The sequence below is a fragment of the Arthrobacter sp. SLBN-100 genome (assembly GCF_006715305.1).
Lineage (GTDB): Bacteria > Actinomycetota > Actinomycetes > Actinomycetales > Micrococcaceae > Arthrobacter.
Window position 1 is genome coordinate 2,703,067 of sequence record NZ_VFMY01000001.1, and the last position, 20,136, is coordinate 2,723,202.

17 protein-coding genes, 2 rRNA genes and 1 pseudogene are annotated in these 20,136 nt (G+C 62.2%); 5 read left to right on the top strand and 15 right to left on the bottom strand.

Annotated features, from left to right (window positions below):
* Positions 1-152: 152 nt before the first annotated feature.
* The 5 genes from FBY31_RS12530 to rpmB all read right to left on the bottom strand — a co-directional run bounded on the left by FBY31_RS12530 (position 153) and on the right by rpmB (position 6,710).
* Positions 153-3,278 (bottom strand): 23S ribosomal RNA (locus tag FBY31_RS12530).
* A gap of 514 nt (positions 3,279-3,792) precedes the next feature.
* A 16S ribosomal RNA gene (locus FBY31_RS12535) occupies positions 3,793-5,318 on the bottom strand.
* Together the 16S and 23S rRNA genes form the textbook arrangement of a ribosomal RNA operon.
* Before the next feature lie 680 nt (positions 5,319-5,998).
* The gene (gene rpsN / locus FBY31_RS12540) at positions 5,999-6,304 is read right to left on the bottom strand and encodes a 30S ribosomal protein S14 (protein ID WP_142041307.1); all 306 of its coding nucleotides are present in this window, start codon (positions 6,302-6,304) and stop codon (positions 5,999-6,001) included.
* 2 nt (positions 6,305-6,306) lie between these two features.
* Complete coding sequence (rpmG, locus tag FBY31_RS12545; RefSeq protein WP_013602737.1) at positions 6,307-6,474, bottom strand: 50S ribosomal protein L33; 168 nt, start codon at positions 6,472-6,474, stop codon at positions 6,307-6,309.
* Positions 6,474-6,710 carry a 50S ribosomal protein L28 gene (gene rpmB, locus FBY31_RS12550; RefSeq protein WP_104043693.1) on the bottom strand — a complete coding sequence of 79 codons (237 nt, stop codon included), beginning with the start codon at positions 6,708-6,710 and terminating at the stop codon, positions 6,474-6,476. The genes rpmG and rpmB overlap by 1 nt, the downstream gene beginning before the upstream one ends.
* Positions 6,711-7,038: 328 nt before the next feature.
* On the opposite strand from rpmB, the gene FBY31_RS12555 reads away from it, so the two are divergent.
* Genes FBY31_RS12555 through FBY31_RS12565 form a run of 4 tightly spaced genes read left to right on the top strand, consistent with a single transcriptional unit; the run spans position 7,039 to position 9,894 of the window.
* Complete coding sequence (locus FBY31_RS12555; RefSeq protein ID WP_235013041.1) at positions 7,039-8,058, top strand: ferric reductase-like transmembrane domain-containing protein; 1,020 nt, start codon at positions 7,039-7,041, stop codon at positions 8,056-8,058.
* 6 nt (positions 8,059-8,064) lie between these two features.
* Positions 8,065-8,604 carry a hypothetical protein gene (locus FBY31_RS23355; RefSeq protein ID WP_235013042.1) on the top strand — a complete coding sequence of 180 codons (540 nt, stop codon included), beginning with the start codon at positions 8,065-8,067 and terminating at the stop codon, positions 8,602-8,604.
* A complete protein-coding gene (locus FBY31_RS12560; protein ID WP_142041310.1) occupies positions 8,601-9,047 on the top strand; it encodes an FMN-binding protein in 447 nt (148 codons plus the stop codon). The genes FBY31_RS23355 and FBY31_RS12560 overlap by 4 nt, the downstream gene beginning before the upstream one ends.
* Positions 9,031-9,894: an FAD:protein FMN transferase gene (locus tag FBY31_RS12565; RefSeq protein WP_442858177.1), complete on the top strand. Its 864-nt coding sequence runs from the start codon at positions 9,031-9,033 to the stop codon at positions 9,892-9,894. Before FBY31_RS12560 ends, FBY31_RS12565 begins: the two co-directional genes overlap by 17 nt.
* Here the strand turns inward: FBY31_RS12565 and FBY31_RS12570 are convergent.
* Positions 9,875-10,642 (bottom strand): SGNH/GDSL hydrolase family protein, encoded by a 768-nt coding sequence (locus FBY31_RS12570; RefSeq protein ID WP_142041313.1) that lies wholly within the window; start codon positions 10,640-10,642, stop codon positions 9,875-9,877. The genes FBY31_RS12565 and FBY31_RS12570 overlap by 20 nt on opposite strands.
* A 74-nt stretch (positions 10,643-10,716) precedes the next feature.
* The gene (locus FBY31_RS12575; RefSeq protein WP_142041316.1) at positions 10,717-11,205 is read right to left on the bottom strand and encodes a MarR family winged helix-turn-helix transcriptional regulator; all 489 of its coding nucleotides are present in this window, start codon (positions 11,203-11,205) and stop codon (positions 10,717-10,719) included.
* Between the two features lie 63 nt (positions 11,206-11,268).
* Between FBY31_RS12575 and FBY31_RS12580 the strand changes: the two genes are divergently transcribed.
* Positions 11,269-11,556, top strand: a complete 288-nt coding sequence (locus FBY31_RS12580; RefSeq protein ID WP_142041319.1) for a YciI family protein — start codon at positions 11,269-11,271, stop codon at positions 11,554-11,556.
* Between the two features lie 427 nt (positions 11,557-11,983).
* On the opposite strand, the gene FBY31_RS12585 is transcribed toward FBY31_RS12580, so the two are convergent.
* The 8 genes and pseudogenes from FBY31_RS12585 to FBY31_RS12620 form a co-directional block, all read right to left on the bottom strand.
* Positions 11,984-12,745, bottom strand: a complete 762-nt coding sequence (locus tag FBY31_RS12585; RefSeq protein ID WP_142041323.1) for a hypothetical protein — start codon at positions 12,743-12,745, stop codon at positions 11,984-11,986.
* A 449-nt stretch (positions 12,746-13,194) separates the two neighbouring features.
* Positions 13,195-13,642, bottom strand: a pseudogene (locus FBY31_RS12590) (SGNH/GDSL hydrolase family protein); the annotation flags it as partial.
* A 321-nt stretch (positions 13,643-13,963) separates the two neighbouring features.
* Entirely contained in the window at positions 13,964-15,016 is a 1,053-nt protein-coding gene (locus FBY31_RS12595) for a siderophore-interacting protein (RefSeq protein ID WP_142041326.1), read from the bottom strand.
* Positions 15,013-15,828: an ABC transporter ATP-binding protein gene (locus FBY31_RS12600; protein WP_235013043.1), complete on the bottom strand. Its 816-nt coding sequence runs from the start codon at positions 15,826-15,828 to the stop codon at positions 15,013-15,015. The genes FBY31_RS12595 and FBY31_RS12600 overlap by 4 nt, the downstream gene beginning before the upstream one ends.
* A gap of 1 nt (position 15,829) precedes the next feature.
* Entirely contained in the window at positions 15,830-16,873 is a 1,044-nt protein-coding gene (locus FBY31_RS12605; RefSeq protein WP_442858214.1) for a FecCD family ABC transporter permease, read from the bottom strand.
* Positions 16,874-16,959: 86 nt separating this feature from the next.
* Positions 16,960-18,051: a FecCD family ABC transporter permease gene (locus FBY31_RS12610; protein ID WP_142041332.1), complete on the bottom strand. Its 1,092-nt coding sequence runs from the start codon at positions 18,049-18,051 to the stop codon at positions 16,960-16,962.
* Positions 18,052-18,061: 10 nt separating this feature from the next.
* Positions 18,062-19,153, bottom strand: coding sequence for an iron-siderophore ABC transporter substrate-binding protein (locus FBY31_RS12615; protein WP_142041335.1), 1,092 nt, complete (start codon positions 19,151-19,153; stop codon positions 18,062-18,064).
* A gap of 195 nt (positions 19,154-19,348) precedes the next feature.
* Positions 19,349-20,032 (bottom strand): hypothetical protein, encoded by a 684-nt coding sequence (locus FBY31_RS12620; protein ID WP_142041337.1) that lies wholly within the window; start codon positions 20,030-20,032, stop codon positions 19,349-19,351.
* Positions 20,033-20,136: the final 104 nt, after the last annotated feature.

Consider the following 20,136-nt stretch of genomic DNA (forward strand, 5'->3'; position numbering starts at 1 on the left):
AGTAGTGGTGTTGTTATTCAATTATGTTCCCTCAGCAACGAAACCAGGTTTGGTTTGTTGTTTGGGAACCACATAGTGGACGCAAGCAGTCTTGTTTCTTTTTACCATCAGCTGGTGTGAACGTCTTTTGAATCCGTTCACGCCAATGGTGTGTGGTGTAAGTTATCGGCCTATTAGTACCGGTCAGCTTCACGAGTCGTTAGTCCTCGCTTCCACATCCGGCCTATCAACCCAGTGGTCTGGCTGGGGGCCTCTCACACACAAGGTGTATGGAAATCTCATCTCGAAGCGAGCTTCCCGCTTAGATGCTTTCAGCGGTTATCCCATCCGAACGTAGCTAATCAGCGGTGCACTTGGCAGTACAACTGACACACCAGAGGTTCGTCCGTCCCGGTCCTCTCGTACTAAGGACAGCCCTTCTCAAATTTCCTGCGCGCGCAGCGGATAGGGACCGAACTGTCTCACGACGTTCTAAACCCAGCTCGCGTACCGCTTTAATGGGCGAACAGCCCAACCCTTGGGACCTACTCCAGCCCCAGGATGCGACGAGCCGACATCGAGGTGCCAAACCATGCCGTCGATATGGACTCTTGGGCAAGATCAGCCTGTTATCCCCGAGGTACCTTTTATCCGTTGAGCGACGGCCATTCCACAATGTACCGCCGGATCACTAGTCCCGACTTTCGTCCCTGCTCGAGATGTCTCTCTCACAGTCAAGCTCCCTTGTGCACTTACACTCGACACCTGATTGCCAACCAGGCTGAGGGAACCTTTGGGCGCCTCCGTTACTTTTTAGGAGGCAACCGCCCCAGTTAAACTACCCATCAGGCACTGTCCCTGACCCGGATTACGGGCCGAAGTTAGATGTCCAAAGTGACCAGAGTGGTATTTCAACGATGACTCCACCCGAACTGGCGTCCGGGCTTCAACGTCTCCCACCTATCCTACACAAGCCACTCCGAACACCAATACCAAACTATAGTAAAGGTCTCGGGGTCTTTCCGTCCTGCTGCGCGTAACGAGCATCTTTACTCGTACTGCAATTTCGCCGAGTTTATGGTTGAGACAGCGGGGAAGTCGTTACTCCATTCGTGCAGGTCGGAACTTACCCGACAAGGAATTTCGCTACCTTAGGATGGTTATAGTTACCACCGCCGTTTACTGGGGCTTAAATTCTCAGCTTCGCCGTGAGGCTAACCGGTCCTCTTAACCTTCCAGCACCGGGCAGGAGTCAGTCCGTATACATCGTCTTGCGACTTCGCACGGACCTGTGTTTTTAGTAAACAGTCGCTTCCCCCTGGTCTCTGCGGCCCCGATCCCCTCCGGACAGCAAGTGTCCATCAAGGTTGGGGCCCCCCTTCTCCCGAAGTTACGGGGGCATTTTGCCGAGTTCCTTAACCATAATTCTCTCGATCGCCTTAGTATTCTCTACCTGATCACCTGTGTCGGTTTGGGGTACGGGCGGCTAAAACCTCGCGTCGATGCTTTTCTCGGCAGCATAGGATCACCAAATCCCCCCAAACGGGGGTCCCATCAGATCTCAGGCATCATGAACAGCGGATTTGCCTACCGTTCGCCCTACATCCTTAGACCGGGACAACCATCGCCCGGCTCGGCTACCTTCCTGCGTCACACCTGTTAATACGCTTGCCTCCCAGGATCAGGTCCTGCGCTCCACCAAAACCCTCACACCACAAGGGTGATCGGGCAGGTTTCGGGCAGTTAGTATCCCCTGTTCAGCATGGGCGGTTTTTCGCCGGTACGGGAATATCAACCCGTTGTCCATCGACTACGCCTGTCGGCCTCGCCTTAGGTCCCGACTTACCCAGGGCAGATTAGCTTGACCCTGGAACCCTTGATCATTCGGCGGACGGGTTTCTCACCCGTCTTTCGCTACTCATGCCTGCATTCTCACTCGTGTAGGCTCCACCGCTGGTTTACACCGCGACTTCACCGCCCACACGACGCTCCCCTACCCATCCAGACGCCTGAACCACAAGGGCTTAGCAAAAATCTGAATGCCACAACTTCGGCGGTGTACTTGAGCCCCGCTACATTGTCGGCGCGGAATCACTTGACCAGTGAGCTATTACGCACTCTTTTAAGGATGGCTGCTTCTAAGCCAACCTCCTGGTTGTCTGAGCAACTCCACATCCTTTCCCACTTAGCACACGCTTAGGGGCCTTAGTTGGTGGTCTGGGCTGTTTCCCTCTCGACTATGAAGCTTATCCCCCACAGTCTCACTGCTGCGCTCTCACTTACCGGCATTCGGAGTTTGGCTGACGTCAGTAACCTTGTAGGGCCCATTAGCCATCCAGTAGCTCTACCTCCAGCAAGAAACACGCAACGCTGCACCTAAATGCATTTCGGGGAGAACCAGCTATCACGAAGTTTGATTGGCCTTTCACCCCTACCCACAGCTCATCCCCTCCATTTTCAACTGAAGTGGGTTCGGTCCTCCACGACGTCTTACCGTCGCTTCAACCTGGCCATGGGTAGATCACTTCGCTTCGGGTCTAGATCACGCCACTGCAACGCCCTATTCAGACTCGCTTTCGCTACGGCTTCCCCACACGGGTTAACCTCGCGACGTAACACTAACTCGCAGGCTCATTCTTCAAAAGGCACGCCGTCACAACTACAAGGCTGCTCCGACGGATTGTAAGCACACGGTTTCAGGTACTGTTTCACTCCCCTCCCGGGGTACTTTTCACCTTTCCCTCACGGTACTGGTCCGCTATCGGTCATTAGGGAGTATTTAGGCTTATCAGGTGGTCCTGACAGATTCACACGGGATTTCTCGGGCCCCGTGCTACTTGGGATACTCATCCGGGCGGTACACAACATTACGGTTACGGGGCTCACACCCTCTCTGGCCGGCCTTTCAAGACCGTTCACCTATGCCTGCACATCACACCCTTCCAGTCCGGCAGAACTGAAACGGAAAGTCCCACAACCCCGACCATGCAACGCCCGCCGGCTATCACACATGGAACGGTTTAGCCTGATCCGCGTTCGCTCGCCACTACTAACGGAATCACTATTGTTTTCTCTTCCTGCGGGTACTGAGATGTTTCACTTCCCCGCGTTCCCTCCACGCACCCTATGTGTTCAGATGCGGGTCACCAGGCAGCTCGCGCCCCTGGCGGGGTTTCCCCATTCGGACACCCTGGGATCACAGTCCGGTTATCGACTCCCCCAGGCTTATCGCAGATTCCTACGTCCTTCTTCGGCTCCTAATGCCAAGGCATCCACCGTGTGCTCTTAAAAACTTGACCACAAAAGATCAAAACTAATTTTCGAGAAAACCATGGAACCGGACCGAAACCAGCCACACCCCGAAAGGCACAGCCAACCACGGACAGATCCAGGTTCATATTCTTGGAAATTGCTTCTTATAAAAGATGCTCGCGTCCACTATGTAGTTCTCAAACAACAACCCCAAACCACACACCCCACACATCTACATGCATGATCGGTGCAGCCAGGAAACCAGAAACAAACAAACCCGGCAAAAAGCACCGCAGCCAAAAGCCACAGCGCCCCCACCGGTCCTGTTGCCTCAGGACCCAACAGTGTGCCAAACACTAAACCACCCACACCCCAACCCCGCCGTTCCAGGACACCAAAGCATCCGTACTAGACAAGAAAGAAACACAAGCAGCCGCTATTTGTTGATATTCCACCCTTGAGCACCCGCCGCAGAACAATCGTCTGCGCAACGGGCCTTTACTCCTGACAAACCCCACGCCCCCACATACATGGAAACGGCGGCCTGTAGGTGCTCCTTAGAAAGGAGGTGATCCAGCCGCACCTTCCGGTACGGCTACCTTGTTACGACTTAGTCCCAATCGCCAGTCCCACCTTCGACAGCTCCCTCCCACAAGGGGTTAGGCCACCGGCTTCGGGTGTTACCAACTTTCGTGACTTGACGGGCGGTGTGTACAAGGCCCGGGAACGTATTCACCGCAGCGTTGCTGATCTGCGATTACTAGCGACTCCGACTTCATGGGGTCGAGTTGCAGACCCCAATCCGAACTGAGACCGGCTTTTTGGGATTAGCTCCACCTCACAGTATCGCAACCCTTTGTACCGGCCATTGTAGCATGCGTGAAGCCCAAGACATAAGGGGCATGATGATTTGACGTCGTCCCCACCTTCCTCCGAGTTGACCCCGGCAGTCTCCTATGAGTCCCCACCATCACGTGCTGGCAACATAGAACGAGGGTTGCGCTCGTTGCGGGACTTAACCCAACATCTCACGACACGAGCTGACGACAACCATGCACCACCTGTAAACCGACCGCAAGCGGGGGACCTGTTTCCAGGTCTTACCGGTTCATGTCAAGCCTTGGTAAGGTTCTTCGCGTTGCATCGAATTAATCCGCATGCTCCGCCGCTTGTGCGGGCCCCCGTCAATTCCTTTGAGTTTTAGCCTTGCGGCCGTACTCCCCAGGCGGGGCACTTAATGCGTTAGCTACGGCGCGGAAAACGTGGAATGTCCCCCACACCTAGTGCCCAACGTTTACGGCATGGACTACCAGGGTATCTAATCCTGTTCGCTCCCCATGCTTTCGCTCCTCAGCGTCAGTTAATGCCCAGAGACCTGCCTTCGCCATCGGTGTTCCTCCTGATATCTGCGCATTTCACCGCTACACCAGGAATTCCAGTCTCCCCTACATCACTCTAGTCTGCCCGTACCCACCGCAGATCCGGAGTTGAGCCCCGGACTTTCACGGCAGACGCGACAAACCGCCTACGAGCTCTTTACGCCCAATAATTCCGGATAACGCTTGCGCCCTACGTATTACCGCGGCTGCTGGCACGTAGTTAGCCGGCGCTTCTTCTGCAGGTACCGTCACTTTCGCTTCTTCCCTACTGAAAGAGGTTTACAACCCGAAGGCCGTCATCCCTCACGCGGCGTCGCTGCATCAGGCTTGCGCCCATTGTGCAATATTCCCCACTGCTGCCTCCCGTAGGAGTCTGGGCCGTGTCTCAGTCCCAGTGTGGCCGGTCACCCTCTCAGGCCGGCTACCCGTCGTCGCCTTGGTGAGCCATTACCTCACCAACAAGCTGATAGGCCGCGAGTCCATCCAAAACCACAATAAAGCTTTCCACCAACCACCATGCGGCAGTCAGTCATATCCGGTATTAGACCCAGTTTCCCAGGCTTATCCCAGAGTTAAGGGCAGGTTACTCACGTGTTACTCACCCGTTCGCCACTAATCCCCGGTGCAAGCACCGGATCATCGTTCGACTTGCATGTGTTAAGCACGCCGCCAGCGTTCATCCTGAGCCAGGATCAAACTCTCCGTTGAAGTAAAACAGACACAACCCCCAGCCCCGGGAAAACGGGACCAAAAAGCTGCACAAAATTTGAAACCAGCTGTAAAAACCAGACCCCACCACAGGGGCGGAAGGATCCAGCCAAAACAACCAATCAATAAAACAATTGGTATCAACAAACTTGGCACACTATTGAGTTCTCAAACAACAGACACACCCGGCACCACCCAAACCAACGTTCAGGATCGCTCCGGAGCAACTTTTCAAACTTACCCGACCATCCGTTCCGATGCAAATCCATTTTCCAGGATTTTCATCGGTGGGAAGTCGTCCCCACCTCTTCAGCGGCGCTCGAAAGCCCTGCCAGATTTGGTCTTTATTTTGGGGTTTTGGCCGCCCGGGGTATCCAGCTCTTCGCTGTCTCCCTCGCGGCGACTTAGAAAACAATACACCCCTGCCGGCCTCACCGCAAATCCCCTCCGGAGGGGATCTTGGGCCCGGGATTCCGGGCCAAAAGGGGCACCCGCGCCCCCGGACGGCCATCCGCTGTCGGACTTGCCTTGTATGTGCTGCACCACAGTCGCCGACGGCGGATTTCGACAGGCTCAATCACCGGCCGCAGCCCCAACCGTGCCGTGGCTTAAACAGCAGAAGGGCCGGCAACCGTGAGGTTGCCGGCCCTTCTCAAGCAGCTGGTATCAGCAGGACTGGGTTACCAGGAGGACTTGGTGACGCCAGGGAGCTCGCCCTTGTGGGCCATGTCGCGGAAGCGGACACGGGAGATACCGAACTTCTGGAGGGTACCGCGGGGGCGGCCGTCGATGATGTCGCGGTTACGCAGACGGATCGGGGACGCGTTGCGGGGCAGCTTCTGCAGGCCCAGGCGGGCTGCTTCGCGTGCTTCGTCGGTTGCGTTTTCGTCAACCAGGGTCTTCTTCAGCTCGAGGCGCTTTGCAGCGTAACGCTCAACGATGACCTTGCGCTGCTCATTGCGAGCAATCTTGGACTTCTTAGCCATGTTTAACGCTCCTCTCGGAATTCGACGTGCTGGCGGATCTTGGGGTCGTACTTCTTCAGGACCATACGGTCCGGGTCGTTACGACGGTTCTTGCGGGTTACGTAGGTGTAACCCGTGCCCGCAGTCGACTTGAGCTTGATGATCGGACGTACGTCCTTGTCCTTAGCCACTAGAGCTTCACCCCACGAGCGAGAATGCTGGCGACGACAACGTCGATGCCGCGTACGTCGATGGTCTTGATGCCCTTTGCAGATACCTGCAGCGTGACATTACGGCGCAGGGACGGAACCCAGTAGCGCTTCTTCTGAATGTTCGGATCGAACCGACGCTTGTTGCGGCGGTGCGAGTGCGAAATGCTGTGCCCAAAGCCCGGCTCGGCCCCGGTCACTTGGCAGTGTGCTGCCATGACTTCTCCTCAAGAATTGAAAGTAATGATCCGCATATCTGCTGCTGGACCATGCTGCTAAGGGCGACCCAAAAGTGAAGAAGGGCAACGGTTAGTCACGCAACTTGAGCCCCTAACTACCGGCCGCCCTGGAGAAATTACCGGACAACCGGAGCAATTGCGCACGCTCCGCGCACTTAGCGCCTACCAAGTCTACGAGTTCACGCAATTAAAGACCAATCCGGCGCCCGAGGGTGTATAAGCAGACCGCTGAAGCTGAACCGGAGACATAGCAAATACAGGCGCCTTTTCACAGCATAATGAGAGCTTCCGCGCACATCTTTGAAGCATGAAGACCCAGCTCCTGCCGGCATCTCCGGCCTCCAACGGCTCCCGCGGCCCGGATGCTCCACGAGCATCCCGTGGTCCGGCCGCACTGTTCGCTGCCCAGCACCGGCGACGAATGCTCCGGGCGGACCTCCTCACTGTCATTGCCTGGGCGTCGGTCGCCGCCGCCGTCGCCCTTTGGCTGTCCGACGGCGGTGCTGCCGCCATCAGCTCCCCTGCCTCCGCCTTCACCGCGGCGGGAACCGTGGCGGGCCTGGCGGGCATGGACCTGGTCCTCCTGATGCTGCTCCTGGCAGCCAGGATTCCGTTAGTGGACAGGACCTTCGGCCACGACCGCGCCCTGGACTTCCATCGGAAACTTGGAAAGCCGTCCCTCTACCTGCTCCTGGCAGCCAGGATTCCGTTAGTGGACAGGACCTTCGGCCACGACCGCGCCCTGGACTTCCATCGGAAACTTGGAAAGCCGTCCCTCTACCTGCTCCTGGCCCACGGGCTCCTGATCGCTGCCGGGTACGGAATGGCTGAGGGGCGGGATCCGGTCAGCGAGTCGATCGCCCTGTGGGTCTTGGTACCGGACATGCGGCTGGCCTTTGTCTCAATGGCCCTTTTCCTCGCCGTCGTCATCACCTCGCTGGTAGCGGTCCGGCGCCGTTTTCCCTACGAGTTCTGGTACGCGGTGCACCTGCTGACGTATGCCGCCGTCGGCACCTCGCTCCCCCATCAGTTCAGCGTGGGCGGGCTGTTCGCGGAAGGAACCTGGGAGCGCTGGTACTGGCTCGCCATCTGCGCCGCAACAGGCGCGGCCCTGACCTACTTCCGGGTGCTGCAGCCTCTGATTGCCTCCTCCCGGCACAGCTTGACGGTCAGCCGGGTGCAAAGGATTGCCGCCGGCGTGGTCAGCATCGAGATGACGGGCCTTCAGCTTGACCGGCTGGCCGGAACCGGCGGCAGGTTCTTTGTCTGGCGGTTCCTCGCCCCGGGGCTGTGGTGGCATTCCCATCCGTTCAGCCTTTCCGCCTAGCCGCTCGTGTGGGGTTCCGACGGCGAGGGCCGGCTCCGCATCACGGTCCGGAACCTTGGCAGGGGCTCTGCCCGGCTGGCCAGGCTCCGCACGGGCACCAAAGTGATGGTGGAGGGACCGTACGGAGTGTTCAGCACTGGGGCTCGTACCCGGGACAAAGTAGTGATGATCGGGACCGGCATCGGCATCACACCCCTGCGCGCCCTGTTGGAAAGCACCCCCTTTGCCCCCGGCGACGCCACCATCATCCTGCGGGGGCACACGGAGCAGGAACTGTACCTCGGCAACGAAATCAACGATATCTGCCAGCAGCGCGGGGGCCGTCTTTTCCATGCAACCGGCCCCCGCACCCGTTGGGACTCCGGGAGCTGGCTGCCCGAGGATGCAGTGCGCAGCGGCTACCGCCTGGCTTCGTATGCCCCTGACCTCGCCGCATCCGACATCTACATTTGCGGGCCGTCCGCATGGGCCAGCAATGTCATTGCCGATGCCCGTGCTGCGGGTGTCTGGCCGGAACAGATCCATCATGAAAGGTTCGACTGGTGAGAGCACGAGGAGCAGTTTCAGCAGCCCTTGCCTCTGCCGGCATCCTGCTCGCAGGGTGGCAGGCCGGAGCCCAAGTGGCAGAAACCGGAAGCCCGACAACCGCCACTTCGACGGGTTCCACAGGGACGTCAGGCAGCGGCTCTGCGGGCGCGTCCGCGCAGGCAGCAGTGGCTACCTACCAGGGCACCGCCGTCCAGACCCGGTTCGGTGCCGTCCAGGTGCAGATGACCGTCAATGGCGGCACCATCACCGATGTTACGGCGCTTCACCTCACCGACGACGACCGCAAGTCCATCCAGATCAGTAACCGGGCCGCCCCGCTGCTGCGCAGCGAAGTACTCGCGGCCCAATCCGCCGATGTCCAGACCATCAGCGGGGCCACCGTCACCAGCAACGCCTATCTCACGTCCCTCCAGGCAGCCCTCGATGCCGCACACCTCTGACGCCGCAGCTCCCGGGCACCAGCCGGCGCAGCTCAAGGCCCGGACGTTCAACTGCATGGGTACGGTAATCAGCCTGACCGTTCCAGCGAAATCCTTGCCCATTGCGCCCTCGCCCCAAAGGCTTGGCCCGGGAGGGCAGCCCGCGGACGATGAACTGGCAGCCGCTGCCGCCGTCGTCGAACGCACCTTCCGGGAGCTGGACCAAACGTTCAGCCTGTACCGGCGTGGTTCAGAAGCCAGCGCCCTGGCGCGGGGGGAGCTCGCCCTGCCGGACGCTTCGGCAGTGACGCGGGACCTTTTTGCCGAGGCCCTGGAATGGCGGCTGAATACCGAAGGCGCCTTCACCCCGGAAAGAGCCGACGGCGTCCTGGACCTGTCCGGGCTCGTCAAGGGCCACGCGATCCGGGAAGCCGCCACGTCACTGCTGGCGCTCGGATTGTTTGACTGGTGCCTGAATGCCGGCGGGGATGTGCTTGTCAGCGGCTCGCCGCGGCCGGGAAGCGACGAGGCCTGGCACACCGGCATCGTTGATCCTTCCGACCGCACCGCCCTGCTCGCCGGCTGCGACTTGGGTAACGGACGACGGCGGCACGCGGCTTTGGCCACGTCAGGCTCCGCAGAGCGGGGGGACCACATTTGGTCAGCCTCAGCTTCCGGCCCTGATTTTGCGCAGGTATCGGTGCTGGCCGAGGACATTGTCACGGCGGACGTTTTGGCCACCGCGATCTTCGCCGGCGGCGTACCGATGATGAACCGCGCCACGGAGGGCTGGGAGATCGACGTCCTGGCAGTCCGCACCGACGGCCAGCTACTGGCAACCCCGGGATTTAGGGCTGAAGCCTCGTGAGCTGGGCGTACTTCGGCTGTAAGCCGTCGCCGGAGGACTTTCCGGTGACCCGGCGGACAACCCACGGCCCGGCGTACTCGCGGAACCAGCCGGCGTTCGCCCGGATGGCATCCAGCCCGCTCAGCTCGGGAACGGGGGTCATGGGCGGGATGTCGATGGAGTGGTCGTGTTCCAGGACGTCCAACACGCGCTTGGCCATGTTGGCGTGGCCCGCTGCGGACATGTGCATCCGGTCCTGCGCCCACATGCCCCAGTCGTAGTACTCGCTGAAGCGCCAGTAGTCCACCAGCAAGGCGCCATGGTCTCCGGCGATGCCGCGCACCAGTTCGTTGTAAATGGCCGTCCGGCCGCGCATGGTGCTGAAAACCTTCGAGCCCCGCGCGTCGAAGCCTGTAAACATGACCACGATGGCACCGGTGGCGCGCAGTTTGGCGATGGCGTCGTCGTACTCCACCAGGAGGTCGTCAATGTCGATCCGGGGCCGGAGGATGTCGTTGGCTCCCGCGTAAATGCTCACCAGGGTGGGATTAAGTTCGACGGCGGCGTCCACCTGCTCAGTGAGGATCTGGCGGAGCTTCCTGCCGCGGATAGCGAGGTTGGCATAACCAAAGCCGGGATCAGCAGCGCCCAGCTGTTCGGCCACGCGGTCTGCCCAGCCGCGGACGCCGTTGGGGCGGGCGGGATCATCGTCGCCCACGCCTTCGGTGAAGGAGTCACCAAGGGCTACGAACCGGGTTATGAAATCCATCTGGTCAGTCTGCCATCCGTTGTTGGGGGCAACCAAGTTCCCTTTGCTTGTCCCCGGGTTCACGGCATGGCAGGTTATGCGCCCGGGGTCTCGCGCAGGATCCAGTGGTCCGAGTCCAGCCTGCCCACTACCTTCTCGCCAATCCGCGCCAGGTCCAGGACGTCCTGCTCGGTGAGGGCGTCAAGGAACAGGTCACGCACCGTCTCAACGTGCCCGGGCGCGAGGCCCACGATGGTCGCCATGCCTTCGTCAGTGAGGTGGGCTGTTGTCACGCGGGCATCATGGGGATGCGGCCGGCGTTCCACCCAGCCCCGCTTCTGCAGCTTGGTCACTACATGCGAAAGCCGCGACAGGGAAGCGCTGCTCCGGGCGGCCAGCTCGCTCATCGGCAGGAAACGGTCCTCCGCCTCGGAAAGCATGGCCAGGACCGTGTAGTCGAAAAGGGACAATTTCCCCGCTGTGTGGAGCTTCGTATCAAGGGCCGCCGGCAGCAGGGTATTGATACTCACCAGGGCCAGCCAGGCACGGCGTTCGTCGGCGTTGAGCCAGCGGGGTTCGGTCATACCCCCATTCTACGGTGGGTTGATACTTCAAGTAGCAGCGCGCCGGGCCGGTAGGCTGGGCCCATGTATGTTGTGTCACTGAGCTACCGGGTTCCCCAGGACATCGTCGACTTCCACAATGACGCGCATATCACCTGGCTGCAGAAGGCCTTCGACGACGGCGTGTTCATTGCTGCCGGACGCAAGGTCCCGCGAACCGGCGGCTTGCTGCTGTCCCGGGCCGACCGCGCCACCCTCGACGCCAGCCTGGCAAAGGACCCGTTTTACACGAACGGGGTAGCTGAGTTCGAAGTCGTGGAGTTCCACGCGGGCAGGGTGGCTCCCGGTTTTGAGAACCTGCTGGACGGCTAAGACTGGCAGCTAAGACTCCTGCCCAGCCTCTGCCGACGCCCGTACCAGCTTCTTCAGGCCGCCTTTGCGCGGCACCCTGACCGGTTCGGGCCACCAGGGCGTGAGCACCAGTAATCCACGAGGAGCGCACCATACTTTTCGGCGATTGCCCGGACCCGCCGGGGTTTTACCGCTTATCTTAGGGGTTTTGGGGGCCCCATTATGATTCGAAATTTGTGCAATCTCTTGCCTTTCTGAACCACGGGTGTCACTTCATAAGTCAACTGCACAGAATGTCAGAAGTCGTCCGCGCAACTGGAGGTCCCGGCTGGGCTTTGAGTCGTCGTGCATGGGATGCGTTTCGTGACACTGAGGCTATGAGAGACCCAGGTGGGTTACAGAGAAGGGGTCGGCGCCCACGGGCGGGACCGCCTTTCGCATCAGCCCGTCACTCGTCGGACTTGAACACGATCGAGTCGAAGACGGCGCGTGCCTCTCTCGTCAGCTCCGGATTGATCGTCAGCTCCGGGTTGATCGGTTCGTGGAATTCGGCCACCCAGACCACAGCGCGCTCCCCGATCAGGTCGACCACCCGGTAGGTTTCGCGTTCATTCCGGGTCGAGTACCAGCGTGTGCACTCGTTTGAGAATTCTGAGTGGATGCAGAACTTGCCGCGGTCGCAGGCTTTGATGTCCACGTCGCCCTCGACGGAGTGGTCGAACTCGAAGCCGGAGTAATCGCCCACCACGACCTTGACGGGAGGGGTGCTTGCCGTTGACGTCTGTGCCGTCATCGCCTCGACGAAGGCCTCAGCCCACGGATCGAGCTTGACGAGCGCGCCCTCCCACGCGCATGCGTCCGTCGGCACATAGTCGGCGGGCCACCAAGCCACGTAGAGCGCCCCTTCCTCGGGGTGATCCGGGTCGTCCTTGGACAGGCCGTCGCCGTCGCTAGTCGACCAGCCGTCCGGGACGGTGATCTCGAAAGGCTCTGTGAAGCTGGTGACGAGGTACGTGCCGGCGTCGATGTCGCCGCTCTCCGGCAGCGGTGCGACCGTGCCAGCCTCCCTAGTTGGTGCAGGGGAGGGCGCCTCCGTAGTTGGTGCTGGGGAGGGCGCCTCGTAGGTGCACGCCGCTAGGCCGACGGGCCCGAGTAGTCCGACCGACAGGATCGATCCCGAGGCTATAGCGCGGCGTAGCAGCACGGACATGGAGGCCTCCAAGGGCGAACTTGTGATGGGCACGTTACGCCCAGCCGTCAGCGGCCACAAGGGCAAGGCACTAAGACCATGAACCCGCGCTCAGGTGCAACGGAAACGGACCGGAACACCCGCCGCCGGCGACTGTAAGTCATCCCCGCCGGTTCGCCACGGCTCCAGCCCCCAGTGCCTGAAAAGGCGCTCTCGGGACTGTTGGTGAGATGCCCCGCAAAGGTGCACTTCCCCCATGAATTGGTGTCGTTCCTACTGAAAGAACGCCCACCCTGGATATAGGGGCGCATCGGCGGCGTTGGGATTGGACCATGGGAGACCTGGCCGCATTGGGGCCTGGCGGTAGTGCGGCGCGGCTACTTGAAAAGTAAGCATGCTTTCTATTAGTTTGGGGCAGCTTCTCCGCCTGTCCCCCATCAGGACTATGCCGCTTGGGGAACTTGGGCAAGCTCGTTGTAGAACGTGTTGCGCTTCTTCAATGGCTGCAGCAGTGCAGAAACCTTGACATCAAAGCCGGTGAAGAGCACCAGGGCGGCACCCGTTTCGGAAAGCCGGGCCACGAGCTTTTCGTAGTCGGCCATGACTGCGGCCATGTCCGTCTTCACATCAAGGATGTCGTTGCCGCCGGCAGAGAGCGTCACGAGGGTGGGCCGCATCCGCAGCTCGGGGTCCAGTTGCTCTCCAATGACATGCCGGAGCCGCTAGCTCCTGATCGCCAGATTGGCATACCGATAACCTGACTGTGCTTTCGCCAGCTTCCCGCCCACCCGGTCCGCCCAACCACGTACCCCGTTGGGCAACCGCTCGTCCCGGTCACCGACACCCTCAGTAAAAGAATCCACCCAGGGCAACAAACACCCGCCGCCCGGATCCAGGAAGCAAACCTTCAGGACGCACCCGCCAAACTACCGACCGAAAGAGAAGCCCGAACGACGCCGGGATGAACAGGAAGTGCCAGAGCCTTCAAGAGAAACCTGCGGGACGTGATGGCGCGTTCCGGGTTTCGCCGCAGGACGTGATGGCGCGTTCCGAGTTTCGCCGCAGGACGTGATGGAGCGTTTGGGAAAAAGCTGCAGGACGTGATGGGGCGTTGCAGGGAAAGCCAAGGTGAAGCAAAGGTGACTGCGGCAACAAGCCGTAACTGCTGGCTTGCGTAGGAGCGGCGGGAGGTGTCTAAGCGACGGCAAGTCGGCAGTTGCGGGCCCAGCGAAAGAAGGCTTACCCCTCGGCTTTGCCCTGGCGCCAGTAACCCATGAAAGCAACCTGTTTCCGGTCAATCCCCACGTCACGCACGAGGTACCGCCGCATGTCCTTGATGACTCCAGCTTCACCGGCGATCCAGGCGTAGAAGGGCATGGCACCGGCGGGCATGCCCGGGTTTTTGGTTGCCTGGATGTCGGCGGTTTCCATGCGGGCGGGGGTCTCCCAGAGGATATCCACGTCCACGTTGACGTCCTCGGGTTCGGGGCCTGCACCGCCGCGGGCCGCCTTGATCCCAACCCAGCCGGGTACGGGAACAGCCTTGCGCACGGCTTCCCGGAGCAGTTCGCCGTGCGGGCGGGAACGCCCAATGGAGGCACCGCGTGCGAGCCAGGTGATTTCGACGTCGGCGGGTGAGGTCAGTTCGAGGAAGTCGCCGGCTTCGGGGACTTCCAGGAAGGCGTGGCCGCTCATGTAGTCGGGCAGGCTTTCCAGGATGGCGGAGATGGCCGGGATGGCGGTTTCGTCGCCGGCGAGCAGGACGCGCTGCGCCAGCCCGGGCCGCCATTCGATGCCGGAGTAAATTTCGGCGGTGACGCAGTGCGCCGCCCGGTTGTTGGGCCCGATGATGGTGACAGCGTCGCCCGGCTTGGCATTGAGGGCCCAGTTGGCGGCAGGTCCCGGATGTGTCTGGGCAAGCCCAGGAGCATCGAAGTGCATCACGAAGTCGATGTCGATCTCGGGGTACACGGCGTCCAGGCGGGCCTGCCGGACGGTGTAGGTGCGCATGGAACCGCGCACGGCCGGGTCCATGGCCAGCCATTCGCGGTACCATCCGGCTTCGGCCATCTTGAAGACGGGAAGGGGCAGTTGCGCGCCGTCGGCGGCGAGCGACGGGATCATGAGCTTGATCCGGAGGTCAAGGGTGTCGCCGTGGACGCCGAAGTCCCGCAGGGAGTACCCGCCGAAGGTGATCCGGCGGAAGTTGGGGCTCAGTTCCTGCACGGAGGAGACCGTGACCTCGAAGGCCAGGGTCATCGGCTCGGTGGAGGCGATATCGCGGGTTTTCATGAAACGAGCTCCAGTTCGTTGGCGGGGACGTGGTGCCGGCCGATGGGAATGATCAAGGGGGTTCCGGACACGGGGTCCGGAATGACGCGGGATTCGAGGCCGAAGACGCTCCGGACCAGCCCCTCGGTCACCACGTCCCGGGGCGCACCCACTGCCACCACCGCTCCGGCTTTCATGGCGATCACGTTGTCCGCGTACCGGGCGGCGAGGTTCAGGTCGTGCAGGACGATGGCCACGGTGGTGCCCCGCTGGCGGTTCAGGTCCGTCACCAGGTCCAGGACCTCCACCTGGTGCGCGAGGTCCAGGTACGTGGTGGGCTCGTCCAGGAGCAGCACCTCCGTTTCCTGGGCCAGTGCCATGGCGATCCATACCCGTTGCCGCTGCCCGCCGGACAGTTCGTCCACGTCCCGCTCGGCGAGGGCAAGCGTCTCGGTGGCTTCCAGCGCGCGCTGCACGGCGGCGTCGTCGTTCCCGCTCCAGCTGCGGAAGAGCCCCTGGTGCGGGTACCGCCCGCGCCCCACCAGGTCGCGGACCTTGATGCCGTCCGGCGCGGTGGGGTGCTGCGGGAGCAGGCCCAGGGTGCGGGCCAGTTCGCGGGCAGGGCGGGAGTGGATGTCCTTGCCGTCCAAGGTGACAGCACCGGCCGCGGGCTTGAGGAGCCGGGACAGGCCGCGCAGGAGTGTGGACTTTCCACAGGCGTTGGCTCCCACGATCATGGTCACCTTGCCCTCGGGAATCTCGGCACTGAGGCCGTCCACCACGCAGCGCTGGTCATATTTCAGCGTCAGGTCCTTGGCGTTGAGAACTGCCACGTCAGGCATCCTTTCGGTTGGCCGTGACCAGGAGCCACAGCAGGAACGGGGCGCCGAGCGCGCCGGTGATCACACCGACCGGCAAAACGGTGCCGTCCAGCAGCAGGGGGGCAAGGTTGGCGGCGGCGTAATCGGCCGCGAGGACAATAACGGCACCAACCAATGCCGACGCCGGGAGGCTGGCTTTCCCGGTGAAGCGCCGCGCGATGGGGCCGGACAGGAAGGCGACGAATGAGACAGGCCCGGCTGCCGCCGTCGCCACTGCTGCCAGCGAGACGGCGGTGATCACCAGCGCGAGCCGGGTGGCACCTACTTTGATGCCCAGCCCGGCGGCGGCGTCGGGGCCGAGTTCCAGGATGCGCAAGGGGCCGGCGACGGCGGCCACGGCGGGGATCAGGACGGCGAGGGCGAGGGCCAGGATGCCGGCGCGGTCCCAGTTGGCGGAGTTGAGGGATCCGTTGAGCCAGACGAGGGCGTCGGCCGCGGTGCGGATATCGGCGCGGGTCATCAGGAAGTTGACCACTGCCTGCAGCGCAGCCGCGATTCCTACGCCGGCCAGGATGAGCCGGTTGCCGGCGGCATCACCGCGGCCGGCTCCGCGCAGGGTGCCGCCGGTGGAGATGGCGTAGATGATGGCCGCCACGCCGAGCGCGCCGCCCAGGGCTGCCCCGGAGACCGCTGCGCCGGAGGAGCCGAACACCACGATGGCCACGACGGCGGCTGCACTGGCACCGTGGCTGATTCCGATAACGTCCGGGCTGGCCAGCGGGTTGCGGAGCATGGTCTGGAACAGGGCGCCGGCCAAGCCGAACGCGAGGCCGATCATGGTGCCGATGACCGCCCGCGGCAGCTTGTTCTCCATAACAATGAAGCTGGCGCCGGGGATCTTTTCACCGCCGGCCAGGTGCGCGAAGAGGATCCTGGAGAAGTCCGGGATGGTGACGGTGTAGCTGCCGAGCAGGACGGAGACTGCGAAGAGGACCACGACGGCGGCTGCCAGGACGGCGGTCCGGTTCAGCAGCAGCCTCCCCCGGCCTTGCCCTATCAGTTGTGGTTCCCCTGGCCCCGTTTTGGCTGCCGTAAGTGATAGGGCAACGGGGGTTTCAGCGGGTTTGGTGTTTGGAGCGGGAGTCACAGCCCGGCCCCCTTGCCCCGGCGGATGAGCCAGACGAAGACGGGTGCGCCGACGAGTGCGGTCATGATGCCGGCCGGGACTTCGCCCGGAAGAAGCACCACGCGGCCGATGATGTCCGCGCCGAGGAGCAGCACCGGCGCCAGCACCAGCGAGAACGGCAGGATCCAGCGGTAATCCGGGCCGGCGAGCAAACGGACAGCATGCGGGATGACCAAGCCAATAAAACCAATGGGACCGGCCAGCGCGGTGGCCGAACCGCACAGCAGCACGATTCCGAGGGCGGTGATGCCGCGGACCAGGCCTACCCGCTGGCCGAGGCCACGGGCAATGTCATCGCCGAGCGCCAGGCTGTTGAGGATGCGGCCGGTCAGCAGGACGATGAGCGCGCCGACGGCGAGGAAGGGCAGGCCGGGCAGAACTACGGACCAGTCCCGCCCGGCCACGCCGCCCACCTGCCAGAAGCGGAACCTGTCCAGGGTGTCCTGGCTGGAAACAAGAATGACGTTCATGAGGGAGAACAGGCCCGCATTGAGCGCGGCGCCTGCCAGGGCGAGCTTCACTGGGGTGGCGCCGTCCCTGCCCAGGGAGGCGATGAGGTAAACGACGACGGCGGCAACTGCTGCCCCGACGAAGGCGAACCAGATGTAGCCGGAGAAACTGGCAACACCAAAAACGTAAATCCCTGTCACCACAGCGAGGGCGGCCCCGGCGTTCACGCCCATGATGCCGGGATCGGCCAGCGGATTGCGGGCCACACCCTGCATGGCGGCGCCTGCCAGCCCCAATGCTCCCCCCGCCAGCAGGCCCAGGACCGTCCGCGGGATTCGGGCGTGGACCACGGCATGGTCCCCGTTGGCAGGATCGAAGGCGATGAGGGCCTGCCACACCGTCTCCAAGGGAAGCCCCCGGGCTCCGATGGCCAGGGAAGCCCCGGCCACGAGTGCGAGTACAACGACGGCGGCCAGCAGCCAGGCGGCCCGCTTCCCACGGGAAGCGTCGGCGCGGAACAGGGCACGCGCTCCCTTCCCCGGCACGGAAGTGCCGGGGAAGGGAGCCCGGTGGGCCGCCGCCGTCGTACTCTGCGTCACGGAACCGTTGCTACTTCACTGTGTCTGCTGCGGTGGCCAGCTGCGGCAGGAACGCGTCCAGTGACCAGGGCAGGCTGAGCGGTGAAGACGCTGAGATGGACAGCGTGAGGGTGTTGTCGGAGTCGGCAACCAGGGCGCCGTTCTTGATGGCCGGGATCTGGCTGAGCAGCGGGTCCGACTTGATGGCGTCGGCGGTGGAGGCATCCGGAACCCAGGTCACGAACAGGTCGGACTCAAGCTCGTTGGCTTTTTCCGCGGACCACGGGATGAAGAATTCCTTGGAGCCCTTGGAGCTGTCTTCAACCACCGGAGCGAGCTTCATGCCGATTTCGGAGAGGAACCGGGGGCGGTTGTCATTGGCGGTGTAGACATTGACGCCGTCGCCCTTGGCAGGCTCAAGGTTGCCGTAGATAAAGCTCTTGCCCGCAATCTGCGGGTACTTGGCAACCTTTTCCTTGATGGTCGCCTCGGTATCCGAGATCAGCTTGGTGGCTTCGGCGTCCTTGCCGAGGGCCTTGCCAATGATGGACGTCGAGTCCTGCCAGGAGGTTCCGTATGCGAGTTCAGGGTGTGCGACTACCGGCGCGATCTCACTGAGCTTCTTGTAGTCCTCTTCCGTGAGGCCCGAGTAAGCGGCGAGGATGACGTCCGGGGTGAGCTTGGCGATCTCGGTGAAGTTGATGCCGTCTGCCTCGGAGTACTGCGCGGGAGCCTTGTCGGACCCGAACTCGGCGCCGAGGTCCTTCAGCGCTGCGTCCTTCCAGGGGGTGGAGCCCTGGTCATTGCCGCCCCATTCATTCTTGGGAACGCCTACCGGCACAACACCCAAGGCTATGGCGACGTCGTCATTGACCCAGGAGACGGTGGCGACACGCGTGGGCTGCTTCTCGATGATGGTCTTGCCGTAAACGTGCTCGATGGTAACGGGGAACTGCGAGCTGCTGGAGCCGGGTGCGCTGGCGTCGGTGCTGGAGGACGCAGGGCCTGTGGAACAGGCGGAGAGGGTGAGCGCCGCGGCGGCCAGAACGGCCACGGCCTTGCCGGCAGACTTGAACAGCGTGCGGCGGGTGGCGCCGGGCCCGGAGAAGAGGGGGGAAGTCACGGAACTCCTTAGGTGAATGAAGCGAACCTAAGTAAGGCTAGCCTAGCCTCCTGACCATTACGCAAGGTTTCTGTACCTTAATCCGCTTCGTGACGAAAGACACACTCCTGGCGGCAGAATGGCCTTGGGCAGGGAAGATCAGGTAACAGCAAGAGGAGCCCTCCCCCGCGGGGGGGAGGGCTCCTTTGCTGCCGGTCAACGGTAGGAGAAGCTCATCAGCACCGACTTCAGCGCCTGGCCTTCAGCACCCCAGTACCACGCTTTCGCCGCCTCATCATCCGCAAACGGCGGACCGGTGAACAGCACGTCGGCGGTCAAAATGCGGTCGCCGAGCTTGATCAGCCCGTATTGCACCTGCCCGTCCGGCGAGACGGGCAATCCCGCCGTAAGGCCCATCCGGTAATGATCAGCGCCATCACCGCGATCAACAAAGAACGACGAATGGGGCGTGGGAACAAAGCGCCCCCGCAGTCCCAGGACGGGGTCCGTCTCGATGACGGTCCTGCTGACAGGCCCCGCCGTGGCGTCACTGACCTGGCTGTAATAGATGTTGATCTGCTCGGTGCCGCCGGCATCGTAGACGGTGGCCGTCTCCACTGCGGGGGACGCTGATACCTGCTCGTGTTTCACGTGCCAGCCCGCCGGATAAGCAAACGACAGGCGGCCATCTGCGAACGTGAAGGCTTCCGGCCCCTGGGGCACGGGGGAGGAGGTGGCGGCGGGAATGATTGATGCTGGCGGGCTCTCCTCAGCCGCCTGGGCGGCGGGGCCGCTGGAGGGACCGCCGTCCCCGGCAGGGCCGTCGGCACAGCCCGTGAGGGTGAGGGCAGCGATCGCGGTGAGCGCCATGAAGGTGGTGGCGCGCTGTGCTGGGCGCATTTATGGTGCCTTTCAAGGGAAGGCCGCCACTCTCCACGGGCGTCAGATGCAGGACCCAGCGTTCCACAAGTACCCGACAGGAGGATGAAGGCGAGTGTTTGATG

What these genes read in the sequence shown, in the direction of transcription:
- FBY31_RS12580 (WP_142041319.1), top strand. Translation starts at nt 11,269, where the DNA reads ATGTATGTTGTGTCACTGAGCTACCGGGTTCCCCAGGACATCGTCGAC.
- rpmB (WP_104043693.1), bottom strand. Translation starts at nt 6,710, where the DNA reads ATGGCAGCACACTGCCAAGTGACCGGGGCCGAGCCGGGCTTTGGGCAC.
- FBY31_RS12555 (WP_235013041.1), top strand. Translation starts at nt 7,039, where the DNA reads ATGAAGACCCAGCTCCTGCCGGCATCTCCGGCCTCCAACGGCTCCCGC.
- rpsN (WP_142041307.1), bottom strand. Translation starts at nt 6,304, where the DNA reads ATGGCTAAGAAGTCCAAGATTGCTCGCAATGAGCAGCGCAAGGTCATC.
- FBY31_RS12595 (WP_142041326.1), bottom strand. Translation starts at nt 15,016, where the DNA reads ATGAAAACCCGCGATATCGCCTCCACCGAGCCGATGACCCTGGCCTTC.
- FBY31_RS12585 (WP_142041323.1), bottom strand. Translation starts at nt 12,745, where the DNA reads ATGTCCGTGCTGCTACGCCGCGCTATAGCCTCGGGATCGATCCTGTCG.
- FBY31_RS12565 (WP_442858177.1), top strand. Translation starts at nt 9,031, where the DNA reads ATGCCGCACACCTCTGACGCCGCAGCTCCCGGGCACCAGCCGGCGCAG.
- FBY31_RS12575 (WP_142041316.1), bottom strand. Translation starts at nt 11,205, where the DNA reads ATGACCGAACCCCGCTGGCTCAACGCCGACGAACGCCGTGCCTGGCTG.
- FBY31_RS12570 (WP_142041313.1), bottom strand. Translation starts at nt 10,642, where the DNA reads ATGGATTTCATAACCCGGTTCGTAGCCCTTGGTGACTCCTTCACCGAA.
- FBY31_RS12620 (WP_142041337.1), bottom strand. Translation starts at nt 20,032, where the DNA reads ATGCGCCCAGCACAGCGCGCCACCACCTTCATGGCGCTCACCGCGATC.